The following is a 19262-nucleotide window of genomic DNA, read 5'->3' as shown; positions in this document are numbered from 1 at the left end:
GAATGGTCTGTCTCAGCAATGAGATAAAAATCAATTTGATACATTTGTCACACTTTTACCGTAAATAGAGCCTGTCTCGTTTGTTTTTTATTCATTATCAATGGCTTGTGTGGCGAAATCTTATCCAGTCTGTCCAGCGACAACCTCACCGAGTTTGTTCGATGCCTTATGGCAAAACTATCCACACAATGGCAAGAGAATGCACAAAATGGCAAGGCACGGTTGTGGTGTCGCTGGACAGCGCTGTTTTTAGCCTGAGTGTTTGTCAGAATTTAGTTAGCCAAGCAATCCTAATGATGCCCCAAACGCAATTAATCCGGCGCTGCACAGTTTATTGATATGATCTTTGGCAGACAGCAGCAATGACTGGCAGGCATCAGAGGTCAGTAACATGGCCACAGCTGAAAACCAGAGACCGTGAAGTGCAATCATATATAAACCATAAAACATCGGGATGGTTTGGCTGGTGGTGTCAATCATCATGACCTGGCTGAAGACACTGAGAAAAAACAACATCGTTTTAGGGTTCAGCGCATTGCAGAGCAGCCCTTGCCGGAAATAATAAAAGCCGGATTGTTCCTCAGTTTTTCTGCGCTCAATGTGTAGCGCTTGACCCTTTGACAGCAGTCCTTTGACTCCAAGATAAATCAGGTAGCCGGCACCCAGGTATCGCAGCGCAGCAAACAGTGTCGGGTTTTGTGAGATAAAGTAACTTAACCCGAGCATGGAATAGCTGATGTGAAGGGTGATTGCTACACTGATTCCCAGCGCTGTCCATACACCGGCTTTGCGTCCGGCATTGAGACTGGTTTGTAAAACCAGAACAAAGTCCGCTCCTGGACTGATCACTATTAATATTCCCAACAATGCCAGACCCCAAATATCCATGTTGCTCTCCGTATTTATGTTTAGGTTGAGGGTGATTGTAGCCAATGTCAGGGCTGACTATAATCGAAGAGATTTCGGACAATGTGTGAGAAAAATTCACAGTGAGGCACTTAAAATCGTTCTATGTTTTTCATCAGGCTGCGCTGTCGAGCAGTTTTACGGAAGCGGCAGAGAAGTTGAATCTGACTCACGGAGCGGTCAGTAAACAAATCAAAGTGCTGGAGGGTTATCTGGGGCTTACGCTGTTCGCACGTCAGGGCAGACATGTGGTGCTGACAGAAGCCGGTAAAACCCTGTCTGAATATACGGGGCAGGCATTCTCTACGTTGGAAGCAGGGGTTGAAACCGTGGTTGGCTTGAATCAGCAGAGCCTGGATATTTCCTGTGAGCCTACGTTAACGATGCGGTGGCTGATGCCAAGGCTATCTGATTTTTATACTGAACACCCCGGAACTGACATTCGGTTGTCAACGGCGGGAGGCGCGGTAACGTTAGGTCCGTCCGGTATTGCGATGGCCATCCGTCGGGATGACTTTCCGGTCGTGTTTGATTATCAGAAACGTCACCTGACGGAAGAGTGGGTGGGGCCGGTATTTGCGCCCAGATACTGGGATGAAATGAAAGAGAAGATCGAACAGGTGAAATTATTGCACACCCAAACACGGCCTGAAGCCTGGTCAGAATGGATAAGTCGTACCGGGTACGCAGGATTTGCAAATAACAGTCAGCAAACATTCGCGCATTTTTATTTTTCGCTTCAGGCGGCGGTTGACGGTCTTGGGGCTGCAATGGGGCCTTACCCGCTTGTGGCGGATGATCTTCGACGGGGAAATTTAATTGCCCCGTTTGGTTTTAACCCATCGGGATATAACTATATTTTATTGCGACAGGATACGGCGCCGACTGAACTTGAAAATACTTTCATCCATTGGCTGGATGAAAAATTCAGTGATTGTATTCCGACACCAGAAGAGCGCGCTAAAATTGCGAATATCTAGTTTTAATAAAACGGATGACGTCACATAAATAAATTTCCATCGGAAGGAGAGTCTATGACATTACAGGCAGGGATGATATTACCGATAATCGACACCGAAAGGTTAATATTAAGAGCCATACAGAATGAAGACCGAGAGGCATTATATTCAATTTACAGCGATAAGGCGGTGATGGAGTTTGCGGCTGATCCGGTTTTCACCGATATTTCTACAGTCGATCAAATGCTGCAAAGTGTCGCGAATTTACACCGCAAAGGGGTATCTTTTGAATGGTGCGTATCACTCAAAGGGTCAGGCATGGTTATTGGAACATGCGGGATTCATTCGTTTAATAACTGCCGGACGGAAGCTGAAATCGGCTGCCTGTTGCATTCCGATTACTGGCGTCAGGGATACATGTCAGAAGCGGTGACGGCATTGTTGTCGCTGGCATCTCGTTATGGCATCAAGCAAGCAATTGCTGATATTGATGACGGCAATGTGCGCTCCAGACAATTTTTTATCAGGCTGGGATTCGAATATCGTTCTGGTACGCACTTTGTGTTATCGCTATGAAGGCTGCGGCTGTGATTTAGCTATTAAGTGATTCATTATTTTGCAATTCAGTCATCCGTGGCTATAAAACGGATGGCTCATAAAACAGATAGCTCTTGAAAGCAGATAGCAAATGGCTAACTTTATGGGCATCTCTTCCTTTTTCATTCACCTAATTACCCATTGTCCTTTTTGAATGACTCACTTTTTCCTGTAACGGATACTGATATATCGACAGTGTAATCGACTACATGATTTACTGTGATGAGTCATAAATTCGACCAAAAATCTGATGATTAGTGATAAATCAGACCCAAAGTGACGGTAATAAATCATCCCTTCAATGCATGGTTGGCATTTTTTCGCTTGCATGTTGAAAAGCTGTCTAATTTTTACAGCAGTCACTCAAATGTGAATATTGCCCGTAGTTGTATATTCCGGCGGAGCATAAAATCCGCCCACATTCTGCTTACGAATGTGAATAACAATAACCTTGGAAATAACTATGGTCATACACAACACGCTATTCAGGGCTATTCGAAGCGCTACGCTCCGCGGCCGTGACAAACCTTTTTATCATCTCCCTCATCACTCGGCTCGTTACTTGAGTGGTCAAAAAGCGGCATTTGGCTTCGCACTGATAGGGGGCTTTTTTGCTGGTCCCGCCTTGGCTGTAACTCCGTCTACCGACGCTATTCCGGAAACCTCTTATTCTGTCTCTGTTTCACCGGAAGTAGCATTAGCGAACAAGGGTTTACCAGACCCCGTGGCAGACGCGTTTCAAAGTTCGACGGCGTACTACCGTCAGGAATGCCATCTGTTTGGCAACGAAACGATGATTCCCGCGGATTGTGACTATCTGGCTCTGAACCTCGGTCACCTGGATGAGGCAGAGCGCAAACACTTTACGATGGGCCTGCTCGGTATCGGGGTTGATACCCGTTATTTACTGATCACCCGTCCGGGTGAGATTCGCAAACGTGAAATATATCTACTGGATGACCTGGATATCGATTATCTGGTCGAGCAACTGGAACATGATCTGGGGCAATCTGCTGAGCAGACCCCATCTCGTCGTGTCAAACGTGCGCTGGCAGAAGAAAATGGCAATGTCATGGAATTTGTCCTTCATCGCCGTTTTACAGTGGAGCGTGAGGGCGATGGTAACGCAACACTGAAATATAAAGTGCGCTATTACAGTAAGTCGCCCTTTTATTCTCGCTCTGGTGATAAAGATAAATATGTGGAAGTAGTACTGGCCGAAGGGGCAGGCATTGATATGGGGCTGGAAAATGACTGGTCCAGTATTTATTACCGCTGGAACCATAACAGCAGTACCAGTTATGTGTATAACGAATATCTCGATTCGGTAAATGTAGATATTCTTGTCCATGATGCAGAAAAACTGAAATCAGGACAGATTTATTTTAATGATTTATATCCGCGTATGCAGGATCAGGTTGATTCAAAAATAGAAAAAGAAACCAGCACTAGTATTAAATTAGGTTTAGGTTTTTCGGCAAAGATACCGCTTAAAGACATTGAATACACGTTTCGCGATAAATACACCATTACCAACAAGAAAGAGTTTTCTCTGGTCACCGATACAAAATCGGACGGTTACAGTATTCGTTACGTCAATAACCGTTATGGCTCAGCAGTACCGGCAGAACAGGGGTTCTGTGATTTAGGAACCGCTGATGGCTGGTGCTGGGACTATGACGATAAATACGGTGAACCGTGGGACTTTGACAAGCTGAAGCAGAATAACCCTCTGGCAGTGAGTGGGATGCGACCTGATTTTGTTGCCAAAGTCGCAGCGAAACCAGAGGTGGAAGGAGCATCAGATATCAGCGTGAAAACCACGGTGCAGGGGCTGGCGTTGTTTGGCCACAACCGCTGGATTATTGGTCGTCGCTATGCCTCCGGCAGTCAGTTATGGAAAGAGAAAACCTCGTTTGATCCAGATTGGCAGGAAAACCGCGACTTTGAAAAACTGGCTTACCACGATGAGTTTACGCTCAGTGTTGACTGGAACAGTCCGTGGTTCCTGGGGGCTGATGCCGTCACGATCAAATCGACGTATCTGAGCCAGGACAGTGCGCAGTGCCTGACTGTGGGAGAAGACAAACAGCTCTCGTTCACATCTTGTGTGGAAGGTGCCACATCGCAGTCGTTCGTTTATGACCAGGAGCAACGTTACCGCAGCGTTAAGTTTCTGGATCACTGTCTCGACAGTGCAGGTGGTCAGCTGACCCTGAGCAATCAGTGTCATGCTGATTACGCGCCGAACAGCCAGGTTTGGTACTGGCAAGAGCCGAACAGCTTTGCCAATGACGTTCTGTATACCGTCAATCATGACCGTACGATCAACGCCATTGATGCCAGTGCAGGCGCTTCGGATGCAAAACCGGCCATTGTGACGCTGGACGATACCGCCGAGAAACCCGTTGGGATTCTGTATACCAGTCGGTTTACAGATTTCAGCACCGTTCGACCATAAACGTGTATGACCATTGACAGTCTGCCAGCTTTCTATGTGGTCAGGCTGTCACGTTGCCAGGCTAGATGTTGGCAAGATATCTATTCACGGAAAACAAGAATGTCACGTAAAATAAGAATGAAAAAAACAGCTTTATCCATCGCTTTAATGTTACCCGCAACTCTGTTGTCCGCCGCTGAGTGGCCAGTCGGTGACGCCATAATGGCCACTGAAATGCCGGTACGTGCCGAGCAAATTACCGCCGCTCAAATCAGCCAGGTGCAGAATGACAATACCTACACCTATGTACGTTGCTGGTATCGTCCGCATTACAACCATGATGATTCTGCCACACAGTGGGAGTGGGCGAAAAATCCGGACGGCAGCTATTACACTGTGCCGGGATATTGGTACTCTTCCGTGTCGTTGATGAATATGTTCTTCACGGACACACCGCAGCAAACCATCAAAGATCGCTGTGAAGAGACCATTGGGGTTGAGCATGACACCCGGGATCTGACATTCTCTGCTTCAGATATGCGTTATTCCTATAACCACACATTCTGGACAAACGATAAGCCGAACCAGCCAGAGAAAATCAATAAAGTGATCAGTCTGGGTGACAGCATTTCGGATACGGGGAATTTCTTCAACGCGTCACAATGGACATTCCCGAACAGCAATACCTGGTTCCTGGGCCATTTTTCAAACGGTTTTGTCTGGACGGAATACCTGGCAGAAAAAATGGGCTTGCCAATGTATAACTGGGCCGTCGGCGGAGCCGCTGGCGACACTCAGTATTTACTGTTGTCCGGGATTCATGATCAGGTTGAATCTTATCTGACTTACATGAAGATGGCGAAGAATTACCGACCGGAAAACTCGCTGTTTACGATGGAGTTCGGGTTAAATGACTTCGTGAATTATAACCGCTCCGTTGAAGACGTTAGTCGTGATTTCACCAAGGCAATGGATCGCTTGACCAGCAATGGCGCGCAGCACATTGTCATTCTGAGCCTGCCGGATGCGTCGAAAGCACCGCAGTTTAAATATGCGGATCCTGCCGAAGCGCAGAAAGTGAAACAGAAAATCGAAGCGTACAACACCTTCCTGAAAGCCGAGGTGATGAAGTATCAGATGGCAGGGGTCAATGTGGCACTGTTTGACACGCACCGTCTGTTTGAAGAGCTGACCGCGAACCCGCAGCAGTTTGGTTTCCGTAATGCCACGGATTCGTGTCTGGATATTAACCGAAACTCCGCGAAAGACTACCTGATGAGTCATTCACTGAGGAATGACTGCGCGACCTACGGTTCTGACAGCTATGTGTTCTGGGGCGTGACACACCCGACGACCAGTACACACCGGTTAATTGCTGAGAAAGTTGCGGACGCGGTATTGGATCGGTTCCACTACTGATTGCGGTTTCCCGAGGATATTGTCTAAACCGCAAAAACCGTATTAAACGAAAATAATAACAAGCCACTCGCTACGAGTGGCTTTTTTCTTTTCAAAAATAAAACTACACTGATTCAGTGTCTTAACATCGCAATTTGGTCAATATTCAGGAGTCAGAAATGAACCAGGTGAATAGCAAAAACGGTGTGAAATGGTATGGTGCGGGATGGCTTGCGTTGGCATTGATGCTTTCAGGGTGCGGTGAACCGGCTCAGGACAGTCAGTCATCACCAGCGCCCGGCGCTGATCAAGTCAGCAGTCCTGAACAAGCAAACGGCCTTGAGCAAGCCAATACCCCGGAGCAAGATGTACCAGAGTCGACGGGACAACCGGAAGCTGCCGCAGAAGCCAGCTCAAACGAGAAGGCTGATGACAATCAAGTGGGCGGCGACAGTGATGAACACGGGTGTAAAGCCTCGGCGGGTTATAGCTGGTGTGAGTCAACCCAGCAGTGCGAACGCCCATGGGAGCTTGCTGAGAAAATCGGTTTTGAGAATACAGCAGAGGCATTTGAGGAATACTGCGAAGCTCCTTCTGAGCAGTAATGGTCATGCGTTCCCGGAGCCAAAGCCAGGAAAAAAGAAAGGTTGACCTTACCCAGCCCAGCTTCAGTAAAAATGCTGAAAGCGCAGAGAAAACGGAAAGCGCTGAAGCTCGGTTTTGAAGCTCAGCTTTGAAGCTCGGCACTGAAGTAAGGCTCTGAAGTAAGATACAGAAAGGTTACAAGTTGTTTGAGAATGGATGCAGATAAACGATGAAATCATTAGAGTTACGTATACCACCTTTGGTGTTGTTACTGGTGTTTGGTATTGCGGTAGGTGCTGCTGCGGCGTACGTTCCTCCGGTCAGTGGACTGATGGTGAGCGGGAAATGGCTGGCTGTAATCCTTATGCTGTCGGGTATTGGCGTAGCATGGGGCGGTGTTGTTAGTTTCAAACGTGCGCAAACCACGGTGAACCCAATGACTCCGGATGCCTCATCAGCTCTGGTGACGTCAGGTGTGTACCGTGTGACCCGCAACCCTATGTATCTGGGCTTTTTACTGATGTTACTGGCATGGTCATGCTGGCTGGCCAGTGGGGCAGGTATCATGCTGAGTGTCGGCTTTGCATGGTATCTGACCCAGTTTCAGATCAAGCCGGAAGAGCGCATGCTGGAAAAAGTTTTTCCGGATTCCTATCCACAATACCTGCAACAGGTTAGGCGTTGGCTCTGACCTGTTGACTCGGACAGTGATTGTGCTCTAAATGAAAAGCCCTGCATTGCTACAATGCAGGGCTTTTTGCTGCTGATTGGCATTATGATGGCTAGCGTTTTTACCGCCACAGTTTAGCCAAGAAAAAAGCGGTTACAGCGCCTGTAGGGTAAAACGTTCCGCCGGTGTCACGATCTCGTTTTGTGCCGCGATCGTTTGCAGTTCCCATTCGCCACGGGCGGCGGTTTCTTTCAGCACCGCGTAGCACGCATCGTTACAGTGAGCGAAAGCTTCCACGGCATTACCTTGTGCCAGGAACTGACCGGTGAACAGGGCTGAAATCAGATCACCCACGCCAACCGGTTGTTTATCAAACGGCAGGTGAGGGCGCTGTGCCAGCCAACAACCGGCTTCTGTTGCCAGCATCATTGAAAACATCTCGTCCGACACGCTGTGTAAGTGTTTAACCACCACCATCTTCGGTCCTTTGTTCAGCGCAACACGGCACGCCTCAATGGCATCGCCCAGTGACGTGATTTCCATCCCGGCAAACTGGCTCAGTTCAAACTGGTTCGGGACGATGATATCTGCCATTGGCATCAGGGTGTTGATCAGCTGCTCGGCAATACCAGGAGCCACAATACACCCTTTGTCTGGGGCACCCATCACAGGGTCACAAACGTAAAGCGCGGCCGGATTCTCAGCTTTTACTTTCTTGACGGTGTCTTCAATCGCGGCACATTGCTCGGCACTACCCTGGTAACCACTGATCACGGCTTGGCAATTGGCCAGTTGGCCGATGGCAGACATGCCGTTGACCAATGCGTGAATGTCCTGCGCATCAAACGCGCGCCCGGTCCAGCCTTCCTTGTACTGGGTATGGTTAGAAAACTGAACGGTATGAATCGGCCAGACTTCAAAGCCCATGCGCTGAAGCGGAAACACGGCCGAGCTGTTGCCCGCATGGCCATATACGACATGGGATTGAATCGAGAGAATACCTTTCATTAATAAATCCTGTAGGGGTACGTTTATGCGGTGGGATAATAAAGTGACTCATGGTGTATCACAATCTTTTCCCGCAAAAAAGCGCTTGTTAGCGTTTTTATGTTTTGTGGCAGTTGGTTATGGCGAGAGTACCTGTGTCAGACGGCGGTGGCATGTTCTCAGCTTTCTGATGCCTTTCAAGTATGCGCAGAACGGAGAGGTTGTTGTAAAAGTGACATTTCATTCACCTCTTTATGCGCAGAGTGTGAATCTAACCCACTCTATTTACGGGCAATCCCGCTACACTTTTTGCTAAATAGACAACAGAGCACGGTTGGCGTATGGGAATAAAGGGAATCTGGCTGGGAGTCGCGATGATCGCGCTGGCAGGCTGCGACAGTCAGCCACCAAAGCAGGCACTGGGAACGATTGAGCGTGACAGGGTCACTCTGACCGCAACAGCCAATGAGATTATCCGTGAGCAGCCGGTAGCGGAAGGGGATTACGTCCAGCAAGGCGCGGTACTGGTCAAACTGGACACCAAGCAGCAAGTGGCCATTCTGGCCAGGGCCCGGGCGGAAGAGGCCAAGGCAGAAGCTTTTTTGTTGCGACTGACAAATGGCGAGCGACCGGAAGACATTGCGGCCTCGGCGGCCCGTCTTGAACGCGTCAAAGCAACGTTACGGGAAGCCGAGCAAAATTACCGGCGTGTTAACCGGTTGGTGGATCAGAAACTGCTGAGTTACGCCGAGCGAGACAAAGCCCGGGCAGAGCGGGATGCCGCTCGTGCCGATGTGGCGTCAGCGTCAGAAGATCTGGCGAAGTTAACCAGCGGGGAGCGCCCTGAAGATATAAAACAGGCCGAAGCCGCGCTGGCTGCTGCCCATGCGGAAGTTGCCCTGCAGGAGCAGGTACTCGACGATTTGACTGTAGTGGCGACCCGAAACGGTGTGTTGGACAGCCTGCCGTACAATGTCGGTGAACGCGTGCCCGTCAATGCCATTGTCGCGGCGATTCAGGCCGACACAGTACCGTATGCCCGAGTGTATGTGCCAGAGCCGTATCGGGTGAAACTGACCGTTGGTGATAGCCTGACCGTGTATGTCGACGGTGTCAGTGACCCATTCAGTGGCACGCTTCGCTGGATAGCCACCGAACCGGCGTTCACCCCTTACTACGCCCTCAATGAGCAGGATCGATCCCGACTGGTGTATCTGGCGGAAATTGATCTGCCGGACTCGGCGCGTTCACTGCCTGCCGGGGTGCCGGCGCAGGTGGAGATGCCGGATGAGTGATTATGCCATCTTAGCCAGCGGACTGACCCGAAAGTTCGGCGATTTTACCGCCGTTGAAGGGCTGAACCTGAAGGTGCCGAAAGGCAGTATTTATGGTTTTCTCGGTCCGAACGGGTGCGGTAAGTCGACGACATTGCGGATGCTAACCGGGTTGCTCAGTCCGACTTTTGGCGAGGTGGAAGTTCTTGGCTTGTCGATTCCCAGACAAGCAGAATTGTTACGTCGCCGTATTGGCTACATGACCCAGAAATTCTCGCTGTACGATGACCTTTCGGTATTTGAAAACCTGCAATTTATCGGTGAAATCTATGGCATACCGGCGCGGCAGCGCCGGATTCGTATTCAGGAGCAGATGGTGACCTATGGCCTGGATCAGCGATCCAGACAGCGCGCCGGAGAAATGAGTGGTGGTCAGCGCCAGCGACTGGCACTGGCTGCAGCGACGATGCATGCGCCGGATCTACTGTTTCTTGATGAACCGACCTCTGCGGTGGATCCCGAAAATCGGCGTGAATTCTGGGAGCAGTTGTTTGATTTATGCGATCAGGGCACCACGATACTGGTGACGACCCATTACATGGATGAAGCTGAACGCTGTCACGCTCTGGCGATCATGGAATCTGGCGTGGTGCGGGCCGATGGTCCGCCAGAACGGCTGATGCAGGAAATGGGCGTGAACGTGGTGGAAGTGGAAGCCAGTCAGCTCCGTCAGCTTAAGGAACGATTGCTGAAATGTGCAGAAGTGCGCTCTGCCGCTCAGCTGGGCGTAAGACTGCGGGTGCTGGTGCGAAAAGAAGTGGCAGATCCGATTGCCTGGATGACCAGTCGGTTTCCTGAACTGCGTCCTGAACAATTGAATCTGGCACGACCGAGTCTGGAAGATGTGTTTGTCACCTCCACCGGCGGGGAGGGACGGCAATGAGAGTGGAAGAGAAGGTCACATTTCTGCGTGCCTGTGTGATGAGCCTGCTGCGAATGAAAGCCATCATGAGCAAGGAGATCCGCCAGTTGTCGCGGGACAGAATTACATTTGGCATGGTTGTCATGATTCCGCTCATTCAGCTGCTGTTGTTTGGTTACGCCATCAATACGGATGTCCGTAATATCCCGATTGCGATCGTTGATCAGAGTGAATCGGCACTGGGACGGATGATCACCGAATCGGTGAAAGCGACACAGGTGGTCCATGTGATCCATCGGTATCCGACGGTGGCTGAAGCCGAGGAAGCCATTAATCAGGGGCTGGTGCGCGGGGTGCTGGTGCTGCCTAAAGATTTGACGCAGCGAGTGGCACAACAGCGTACGGTCGGTCAGTGGTTAGTGGACGGCTCTGACACCATGGTGAGTACCGCACTGCTCCAGCTTCAGACTATGCCGCTCAGAGAGCTGGTTAATTATCAGCCACCGCCGCCCAAAACTTTTGAGGTTGCCCTGTTTTTCAACCCGGAACGGCGCTCGGCGGTTAATATTGTGCCGGGGTTGTTAGGGGTGATCCTGACTATGACTATGATCCTTTTCACTTCTGCGGCCATCGTGCGCGAGCGTGAACGCGGCAATCTGGAGCTGTTAATTACCACACCGGTACATTCGCTGGAGCTGATGATCGCCAAAATTATTCCGTATATTTTTGTCGGTCTGATTCAGGTCACCATCATTCTCGGGTTGGGGCATTTCATTTTTGATGTACCGATTAATGGCCCCCTGAGCCAGATATTGCTCGGGACGCTGCTGTTTATCGCCGCCAGCCTGACACTGGGCCTGATGATTTCAACCGTGGCGCAAACCCAGTTGCAAGCGATGCAGATGACAGTGTTCATCCTTCTACCATCGATTTTGCTGTCCGGCTTTATTTTTCCGTATGAAGCCATGCCGATTCCGGCGCAATGGATTTCAGAAGCGTTGCCGGCTACCCATTTCATTCGTTTGATCCGTGGGATCATTTTACGAGGGGCTGATCTGGCCGATCTGTGGCGCGATGCGGTGTGGCTGGTAGGCTTTACCATTATCGGTCTGATTGTAGCTTCACTGCGGTTCAAGAAATCACTGGATTAATGCAATACCCTGATATAACGTGAAAATATTGTTATGAAAGGAGATGCATTTTGTTCAAATGGAAGCTTGATGATGAAATAAACCTTTGTCTGGTACACCAGCGTTTTGTTCCCCGCTATGTCCAGTTGGCGGCGGAGAACAAAGCGTACCTTTCTCAATGGCTGGCCTGGCCGGCAGTGTGTTCAACCGAAGAGGATTTTCGGCAGTTCGTGGCAGGTTCGCTGCACAAATATGCTGACGGCGTTGCCATGAACTGCGCAATTGAATACCGCGGCGAGATCATTGGAAACGTGGGCTTCAACAGCATTAATCCTACGCTTCAGGTAGCCGAGATTGGTTATTGGATGGCGGAGTCCTGCCAGGGTAAGGGCATCATGACACGTTGCTGCCGACATCTGATCGATTATGCGTTCAGTGAACTGGCGATGGAAAAAGTCCAGATTTCTGCTGCCGAAGACAATATACCGAGCAGGGCCGTGTGTGAGCGATTAGGGATGACGCTGGAAGGCATCATAACTCGCAAAGAAAAAGTTGGCGATCGTATTCTGAACCATGCGGTTTACGGTTTTTACCGCTCTCAATCCAGTTCTGGATCCCTGAGTTAACTCAAGTGTGCCATGCATTATCATTTTGTGCGAACCCTCAGCGAATTTCTCCCATCGTAGGGATGAGTAAGAGGGATGAGCCATTCACTTCACCACATTTTGGCATCAGGACTGATTATGACGCAGCGAATTTTTGAACTGGAAACTAAACGATTACGACTTCGAAGCTGGAAGGCTGAAGACCTGCCGGTTTTTGCTGAGATGACCGCAGACCCAGAGGTGATGCGTTATTTTCCCGCTCCGCTGAGCCGGGAAGAAAGCGATGCAGGGGCCAGCCGAATTCAGGGGCTGATTAGCCAGCGCGGCTGGGGATTCTGGGCAGCAGAGCTCAAAGAAACCGGTGAGTTTATCGGCTTTGTCGGTCTGCATTTTCAGGAAGAAGGCGTTGCTATTCCCAATACGCCCTTTGTGGAAATTGGCTGGCGTCTGGCCAAATCTCACTGGTTGAATGGGTATGCGTCGGAAGCTGCTCGGGAAGCCTTGCGTTTTGCATTCGAACAAAACATCGCCGACGCAGTGTATGCGTTTACCACGCTGGAAAATATTCCTTCGCAAAAGGTGATGGAAAAAATTGGTATGAGCAACACGGGGCAGGATTTTGACCACCCCCGTTTATTGGATAAACCTAATGCTGTAAAACGCCATTGCCTGTATCGCATTACCCGTGACGAATGGCTGGTTAACAACAATAGCCAGTAAGGAACTGAAGGCATAAGCTTTGAATGTCTTTAGTTTTAACTGCCTGGCTGGACCAGCTACGCATTTGCCCCATTACTCAGGGGACACGGGGCAAATGCGAAGGACGCTGGGCTTAAAGACAGTGATAACTAAGTATCCTTTTTCGTTGCCCGGCTTATTCTTAGCTACTCAGCTTATTCTTAGTTACCAAGTTTTATCATTAAGCGTTATGCCGTGCTGATTGCTAAGTGAATGAAAGCAATCAATAAAGTTAATGGTGGCTATCCTGAGCAATCAGACTTGGCAAAGGCTCATTTTTGACAGCCAGTGTTGTGGTTGCCGCCGTCATCTCCACGATATCCACTTTCATTTTGCCTGCGCCCAATAGTTCGTCGACCAAATGCTGAGAGAAAGGCCAGTATTTCAGACTGGCAGCAAGGGTCAGCTTGCCTTTGCTGTCCTCAGGGACCACAAACGTGTAATCGACAATGGCAAAGCCTTTGGGGGGGATCCGGTTATCTGCCAGAACCCGGTCAACTTCCCAGACGTTCAGATCCACAATGTCGCCGTTTTTGTCTCCCAGCCAGACTTTAAAGTTACGGGTTCCGGCCTCTGTTTCGCCGTTAACGACAGCACCAGAGCGATACAGCGGACGGTTTTTGTCGTGACTAGCACTGAAATCGATCCAAACTTCACGGCCTTCCGGGAAGCCGGTTGGCAATTTGTGTCCGGCACCGGTGTTAGTCACTTTGACCTTAATAGTTACCGGTTCGCCCGGAATAACATGGCTCGGCAAGTTCATGAACTCAATGGTTGCGGCAGAGCGCAGCATGTCCCGGGACAACTGAGCACTTTCCGAATGGCCCAGGTGCTCCAGTAACGTCGAGTTACCGCCGGAAAAATCATGTGAGTAAATGTGCTTGCGATCTTTTCCCATGATGGCGGATTTACCCGGGTTGTCTGACGTACCCGGCCCTGGAGTCATGTGGCAATCCTGACACTGGACTCCTTGCTCGTTATACACACTTTCCTGCCACTCATCGTAGGTGCGTTCAATCGGGGTGCTGTTCATCGGGTGGGTGACATTGTGGCAAACGGAGCAGAATTCGGAGCGGGTGTGTAAATCAGAGAATTCGGTTTTGTGGTACGGCGATTCGGCATCGGTTCTTGGCCCCAGTTTTACGTGCATTGCCCGATTGGGGGTTAAGACGTAAGCGGCGTTGTCGTGCCCTGACAGTTCAGAAATGTTATGGCATACCTCACAGTTCACGCCCGGAAGTGTCTGATCACTGCCTATCATGGCGGAGGTCGCTTTCATACTGGTCATCCCGATTGGGCTGTGACAGGCGATACAGAAATTATCGATCTCACCCTTGGTGGCTTCGCTGGCTCGTTTAAAGAGCGCCTGATAGATAGGGTCATCCCAGGAATTTGCCATTACCGACTGGCTCCACTGTCGGTAAATTTCCTGATGGCAGCCTTTGCAGACTTGCGGGTCTTCAAACATTTCGGGTTTAAGATCCATCCCGCCGGTGCTGGCGCGAGAGGGGTAAAACGGCATTTGGGCATCAATCTCAGCCTGTGAGGTAGGTTTATGGGGATGAAGCCATTTTTCATTCCCCGTCGGGTGCTGCGCCAGTACTACAAAAGGTAATAACAGCAGCCCCCAGATCATGCGTTGAGTTAAGCTATTCATCATCCACATCGCCATACGCAGAACCATATGCTGAACAATAGTTATCCTCACGCCCCGAACATCGGGCGTGTGCCGGTAGCTCATTGTTTTCATGAGGGTATCCTTTTGGTGTCCTAATAGTGACTGCCCAGAAAAACAGTCATGATGAGTGTAGGAAAGACAAGGCTGAGACTGTGTGTCTTGTTTTGTAATCACGCATAAATACTAGGTGTATCTGTACGGATTATCTGACCGCATCCAAATGCGATTGAGGTATACTGGAGGCAAGTTGTTATCTTTTGAGGGAAAATTCGTGAAGTACTTAAAGGCGTTGGTCGCTGTGAGTGCCCTGACAATGCTGCTTGCCGGATGTGGTGAGAAATTGCAGATCACAGCAAACCCGGTAAAAGACGTACAAACCATGCAGTATCAGGACGAGCAATTGAATGTGTACTGCGTAACCGGTATTTGTCAGTTTGAGCTGTCATCCAACAAAGACATTACACTGACTGTGAATATGCATTACAGCGAAACACGTAGCTTTGACAAAATTGAAGGGGTGAGTGTTACCGGTTCGCAAGGTTCGACGGTGCAAATGCTGGGTGGTAATCGTTTCTCGATGGCGCTGGTGGCGAATGACTCACCGACCAAAATTCAGGTCGTTGATTACTACCGATAAACGCTGCTGATTCACAACAAACAAAAGGGTCATCCGAGGGTGACCCTTTTTTGTTGTTGTCGATTTTTACGCGATTGGCGGCTAATCGCTAGTCGGCGCCGGATTACTGCGTGTGATTATCTTTTCTGGTTTCTGGTTTCTGGTTTCTGGTTTCTGGTTTCTGGTGTTTTCCGCTTCCAGTGCTTTGCGTTTGTGGCGATTAGAGGCTTTGTCTTGCGGTTTTTCTGGCACCGGCCTTTTTTCCGCAATCAGGTGGCGGATTGCCAGGATAGGGTGGCGAAGCAACATTCGCGGACCAGAGTAGCGCATTATTGTGCGAGACAGGGCTTTGTAATCGGCTTTGTAGCAGTGGATCGGGCATATTCGGCAAGTTGGCTTATTTTCACCGTAAGGACAGCGATCCAAGCGGGTGTGGGCATAGTGTAAAAAGTCGCGACAGCTATCGCACAGCGTTGGCCCGTGGTGATCCCGGCAATAGATTTTCACCATAGCTTGAATGGTTTTTAATTCGGTATCGAGACTGCCCAGCAAAACCGGGGATGGTACAGGGGAGGGGGCCTGGTTAGTCATGACTCACCTTCGACGTCATTGCTTTAAACTTATATGTAAAATATAACTTTAAAGTGGCGGTAATAATTTGACCTAAATCTTAATTTTTCGCGTAATTTGGGTTGCCGATGTTAATAGAAAGAAAAATTCACGGAATTCTGTCATGAAAGCATGCTGAATGGGTTGATTTCGTTGGGTTTGAGCAGTAGTATCCGCACCTCTTTTTTTATGGTGGTGTATATGAGCAGATTTGAGTGCCTAGAAAGAATCGTCGAGGAATATCGTAAGAAAGTTCGCGACGCGGAGTTTAATAAACAGAATGACAGTGAAGTCGCAAAAGTGTTGGTTCTGCTTGTTGGAAACTCTATGTTCAGCTTGGCAGATGAATTTGCAGATTGGGTAAATCGTGGTGGCGATCGTAGCTACGGTGGCAAGTTCTTCGTTTCTAAGCAGCTGATGACCCTGCTGGAGCCAGTAACTTTCCGTGGCGTAACTGTTCGTCGTGACTCGATCAAGCTATTCCGAATTTCTTAATTCGATAGATAACATCGATTATTCAATGACTCTCATAAAAGAAAATTGAGAAATAATTTTTAATGGATTTTTGCCCTTGCAAAATTCCATTAGCGAAGAAGGATGCCCAGGCATCCTTTTTTGTTGGCTGGCATTTAGCGCAGTCATTTCACCAGGATGGTTGGTTATTGTCCGAAATGGTGCGTGGTTGTGTGATAAGTGCTCTCTGAAGCGATGCTGGTGGCGTTCTGGCCGTGACTCTGTGGGATGCAGGGGCTGAGTCGCTAAAACGGTCTCAGAATGCGGCTGAGAAGGTCTAAGAGCTGGGGTCATGTAAGCGTTGCATCGCGTTTTTCTTTTATGCAGCGTGATGTCACTCGGTTAGCCATTGTGGATGAAGTTTGGTATAAACGTGCCAGTCAGCCTGAATAAATGAGAAGAAATCAATGGATGCAGAATTTTGGCACAGCCGCTGGGCGGCAAACCGCATCGGTTTTCACCAGAATGATACCAACCCAATGCTGGAACGCTTCTGGCCGGAGGTAAAGGCAATGCGCGAAGATGTCGTGTTGGTGCCGATGTGCGGTAAATCACTGGACATGACCTGGTTGGCGGAAAAACACAATCAGGTAATTGGCATTGAACTGAGTGAGATTGCGGTTCGCGCTTACTTCTCTGAGCACCTGTATACCCCGCTGGTAACGCCACTGGGTAATGGCCAGAGTTTGTATGAGTTTGATGAAATTTCCATTTACTGCGGTGACTTTTTCTCGACGCGCATTGAACCGACTGATGTGGTGTATGACCGTGCAGCACTGATTGCGATGCCGGAAGCAATGCGTCAGATGTATGTGGAAAAGCTGCTGTCGTTGGTTAAACCGGGTGGCCGTATTCTGCTGGTTACAGTGGATTACCCGCAGCATGAAATGGACGGCCCTCCGTTTTCTGTGGCGAAGGAAGAAGTGGAGCGTTTGTTCGAAGGCTACCAGATCCGTCATCTGTCACGCGAAGAAGGCGATGAGAACCATCCGCGTATCCAACGTGGGGTGAGCCGGTTTGCAGAAGAAGCCTGGTTGATTTCGTTATAAAAGACGGATTACGTGGTAAGTGGCTAAATAACCTGAAAGTGTAATCACGAATTGGTTATGAGCCCGTCGTAAAATCATGCGAATCAGAATCATAAAAAGGAGCCCGAGGGCTCCTTTTTTAATGCCTAGATCTCAATGCAAGCTAAAATACCAGGCTTTAGTGCCAGATTAGTAATGCCTGCTTTTTCGAGTGCGGCCTTTATGGCACAGTTTTGATGTAAGGTTGAGTTACAGGATCACTTTTACATCCGCAGCGGTCGCTACGGCATCATTGACGGCACCATCAATGCTGTCACGACGGGTCAGAGCCACACCCAAACGACGTCGACCATGAATATCCGGTTTGGCAAACAGACGAACCTGAGTATTCGGACGGGCCAACGCCGTTGCCAGGTTATCAAAGCGAATGTTCTCAGAGATGCCTTCAGCCAGAATCACAGCTGACGCACTCGGGCCATATTGTGTAATCGAATGAATAGGCAGTCCCAGGAAAGCACGAACATGCAGAGCAAACTCTGACAGCTCCTGGGAAATCAGTGTGACCATCCCGGTATCGTGAGGGCGGGGCGATACTTCGCTGAACAGCACTTTGTCACCTTTTACGAAGAGTTCAACGCCAAACAGACCGTATCCACCCAGCGCGTTCACCACTTTTTCTGCTGCTGCCTGAGCGGCTTGCAACGCCGCTTCAGACATTTGCTGTGGCTGCCATGATTCGCGGTAATCCCCGTCTTCCTGACGATGGCCGATAGGGGCACAGAAATGCACGCCATCTGCAGCACGGACTGTCAGCAAGGTGATTTCATAATCGAAATCGACAAAGCCTTCGACAATCACCCGACCAGCGCCTGCTCGTCCGCCTTCTTGCGCATAGCGCCAGGCTTTCTCGATGTCTGCCGCGGTTTTCACCACGCTCTGACCTTTGCCTGACGAGCTCATGATCGGCTTGACCACACAAGGCATGCCTATTTGCTCAATGGCTGCAGTGAACTCTTCAAACTGATCACAGAACGCGTACGGCGAGGTTGGCAGAGCCAACTCTTCGGCAGCCAGACGGCGGATACCTTCACGGTTCATGGTCAGTTTGGTCGCGTTGGCCGTAGGAACAACGTTCAGTCCCTGCGCTTCCAGTTCAACCAGCATATCTGTTGCAATGGCTTCGATTTCCGGTACCACGTAATGCGGTTTTTCCTGCTCAATAACCGCTTTTAGGGCGGCACCATCAAGCATGTCAATCACATGGCTGCGGTGAGCCACTTGCATGGCCGGGGCATCTGCATAGCGGTCAACCGCGATAACCTCAAGGCCGAGGCGCTGACATTCAATCGCCACTTCTTTCCCCAGCTCACCAGAGCCAAGCAGAAGAACACGGGTTGCGTTTAAACGGGTAGCTGAACCAATCATCGAAAATCCTTACCGAGTGTCAGTGAATAGTCGGCATGATACCGGATTATATGAAATACGCAAACGTTTGCGTGTGTTATACCTGCTTTGTTGTTTATCCCCCCTTGATTTATAAAGAAATGGTAAAACAGATTAGGCGATAAAAGTATGGCAAGGTGCGGCGGCTGTATTTTGTTGTGATG

Annotated in this window: 18 protein-coding genes and 1 pseudogene; 14 read left to right on the top strand and 5 right to left on the bottom strand. The window is 49.6% G+C overall.

The annotated features are described in order from the left end of the window. Positions 1-276 precede the first annotated feature (276 nt). Positions 277-888, bottom strand: coding sequence for a LysE family translocator (locus FH974_RS08270; RefSeq protein WP_047886658.1), 612 nt, complete (start codon positions 886-888; stop codon positions 277-279). A 101-nt stretch (positions 889-989) separates the two neighbouring features. On the opposite strand from FH974_RS08270, the gene FH974_RS08265 reads away from it, so the two are divergent. The 6 genes from FH974_RS08265 (at position 990) to FH974_RS08240 (ending at position 7576) form a co-directional block, all read left to right on the top strand. Further along, complete coding sequence (locus FH974_RS08265) at positions 990-1886, top strand: LysR family transcriptional regulator (protein WP_047886659.1); 897 nt, start codon at positions 990-992, stop codon at positions 1884-1886. A 54-nt stretch (positions 1887-1940) separates the two neighbouring features. Then, positions 1941-2441: a GNAT family N-acetyltransferase gene (locus FH974_RS08260; RefSeq protein WP_242551807.1), complete on the top strand. Its 501-nt coding sequence runs from the start codon at positions 1941-1943 to the stop codon at positions 2439-2441. A gap of 583 nt (positions 2442-3024) precedes the next feature. Next, the gene (locus FH974_RS08255; RefSeq protein WP_242551806.1) at positions 3025-4923 is read left to right on the top strand and encodes an RICIN domain-containing protein; all 1899 of its coding nucleotides are present in this window, start codon (positions 3025-3027) and stop codon (positions 4921-4923) included. Positions 4924-5040: 117 nt separating this feature from the next. Continuing rightward, the gene (locus tag FH974_RS08250) at positions 5041-6321 is read left to right on the top strand and encodes an SGNH/GDSL hydrolase family protein (RefSeq protein ID WP_207103176.1); all 1281 of its coding nucleotides are present in this window, start codon (positions 5041-5043) and stop codon (positions 6319-6321) included. A gap of 158 nt (positions 6322-6479) precedes the next feature. Beyond that, on the top strand, positions 6480-6905 hold the full coding sequence (locus tag FH974_RS08245) for a hypothetical protein (protein WP_207103175.1): 426 nt from the start codon (positions 6480-6482) through the stop codon (positions 6903-6905). A 209-nt stretch (positions 6906-7114) separates the two neighbouring features. Further along, a complete protein-coding gene (locus FH974_RS08240; protein WP_207103174.1) occupies positions 7115-7576 on the top strand; it encodes a methyltransferase family protein in 462 nt (153 codons plus the stop codon). Positions 7577-7708: 132 nt separating this feature from the next. On the opposite strand, the gene pdxY is transcribed toward FH974_RS08240, so the two are convergent. Then, entirely contained in the window at positions 7709-8563 is an 855-nt protein-coding gene (gene pdxY, locus FH974_RS08235) for a pyridoxal kinase PdxY (RefSeq protein WP_207103173.1), read from the bottom strand. Positions 8564-8883: 320 nt separating this feature from the next. On the opposite strand from pdxY, the gene FH974_RS08230 reads away from it, so the two are divergent. The 5 genes from FH974_RS08230 (at position 8884) to FH974_RS08210 (ending at position 13193) form a co-directional block, all read left to right on the top strand. After that, on the top strand, positions 8884-9837 hold the full coding sequence (locus FH974_RS08230; protein WP_047886664.1) for an HlyD family secretion protein: 954 nt from the start codon (positions 8884-8886) through the stop codon (positions 9835-9837). Beyond that, positions 9830-10759: an ABC transporter ATP-binding protein gene (locus tag FH974_RS08225; protein WP_207103172.1), complete on the top strand. Its 930-nt coding sequence runs from the start codon at positions 9830-9832 to the stop codon at positions 10757-10759. Before FH974_RS08230 ends, FH974_RS08225 begins: the two co-directional genes overlap by 8 nt. A 35-nt stretch (positions 10760-10794) precedes the next feature. Next, the gene (locus FH974_RS08220; protein ID WP_207103699.1) at positions 10795-11889 is read left to right on the top strand and encodes an ABC transporter permease; all 1095 of its coding nucleotides are present in this window, start codon (positions 10795-10797) and stop codon (positions 11887-11889) included. 50 nt (positions 11890-11939) lie between these two features. Beyond that, complete coding sequence (locus tag FH974_RS08215; RefSeq protein ID WP_047886667.1) at positions 11940-12494, top strand: GNAT family N-acetyltransferase; 555 nt, start codon at positions 11940-11942, stop codon at positions 12492-12494. Between the two features lie 117 nt (positions 12495-12611). Next, positions 12612-13193, top strand: coding sequence for a GNAT family N-acetyltransferase (locus tag FH974_RS08210; RefSeq protein WP_047886735.1), 582 nt, complete (start codon positions 12612-12614; stop codon positions 13191-13193). 250 nt (positions 13194-13443) lie between these two features. On the opposite strand, the gene FH974_RS08205 is transcribed toward FH974_RS08210, so the two are convergent. Further along, positions 13444-14961: a multiheme c-type cytochrome gene (locus FH974_RS08205; protein ID WP_242551805.1), complete on the bottom strand. Its 1518-nt coding sequence runs from the start codon at positions 14959-14961 to the stop codon at positions 13444-13446. Between the two features lie 199 nt (positions 14962-15160). Here FH974_RS08205 and FH974_RS08200 point away from each other — a divergent pair, with 199 nt between their 5' ends. Beyond that, positions 15161-15526: a hypothetical protein gene (locus FH974_RS08200; RefSeq protein WP_053061915.1), complete on the top strand. Its 366-nt coding sequence runs from the start codon at positions 15161-15163 to the stop codon at positions 15524-15526. Positions 15527-15694: 168 nt separating this feature from the next. On the opposite strand, the pseudogene FH974_RS08195 reads toward FH974_RS08200, so the two are convergent. Beyond that, positions 15695-16096 (bottom strand): annotated as a pseudogene (locus FH974_RS08195) (nitrous oxide-stimulated promoter family protein); the annotation flags it as partial. A gap of 219 nt (positions 16097-16315) precedes the next feature. Between FH974_RS08195 and FH974_RS08190 the strand changes: the two are divergent. After that, positions 16316-16609, top strand: a complete 294-nt coding sequence (locus FH974_RS08190) for a hypothetical protein (protein WP_039461086.1) — start codon at positions 16316-16318, stop codon at positions 16607-16609. 425 nt (positions 16610-17034) lie between these two features. Continuing rightward, positions 17035-17676, top strand: a complete 642-nt coding sequence (locus FH974_RS08185; protein ID WP_047886669.1) for a thiopurine S-methyltransferase — start codon at positions 17035-17037, stop codon at positions 17674-17676. Positions 17677-17904: 228 nt separating this feature from the next. On the opposite strand, the gene purT is transcribed toward FH974_RS08185, so the two are convergent. After that, entirely contained in the window at positions 17905-19080 is a 1176-nt protein-coding gene (gene purT / locus FH974_RS08180) for a formate-dependent phosphoribosylglycinamide formyltransferase (protein WP_207103170.1), read from the bottom strand. Between the last annotated feature and the right edge of the window lie 182 nt (positions 19081-19262).

It is taken from the genome of Photobacterium ganghwense (assembly GCF_017329545.1).
Classification (GTDB): Bacteria; Pseudomonadota; Gammaproteobacteria; order Enterobacterales; family Vibrionaceae; genus Photobacterium; species Photobacterium ganghwense.
Note: the sequence above shows the minus strand (reverse complement) of the source record. Positions and strands in the feature narration are given on the sequence as shown.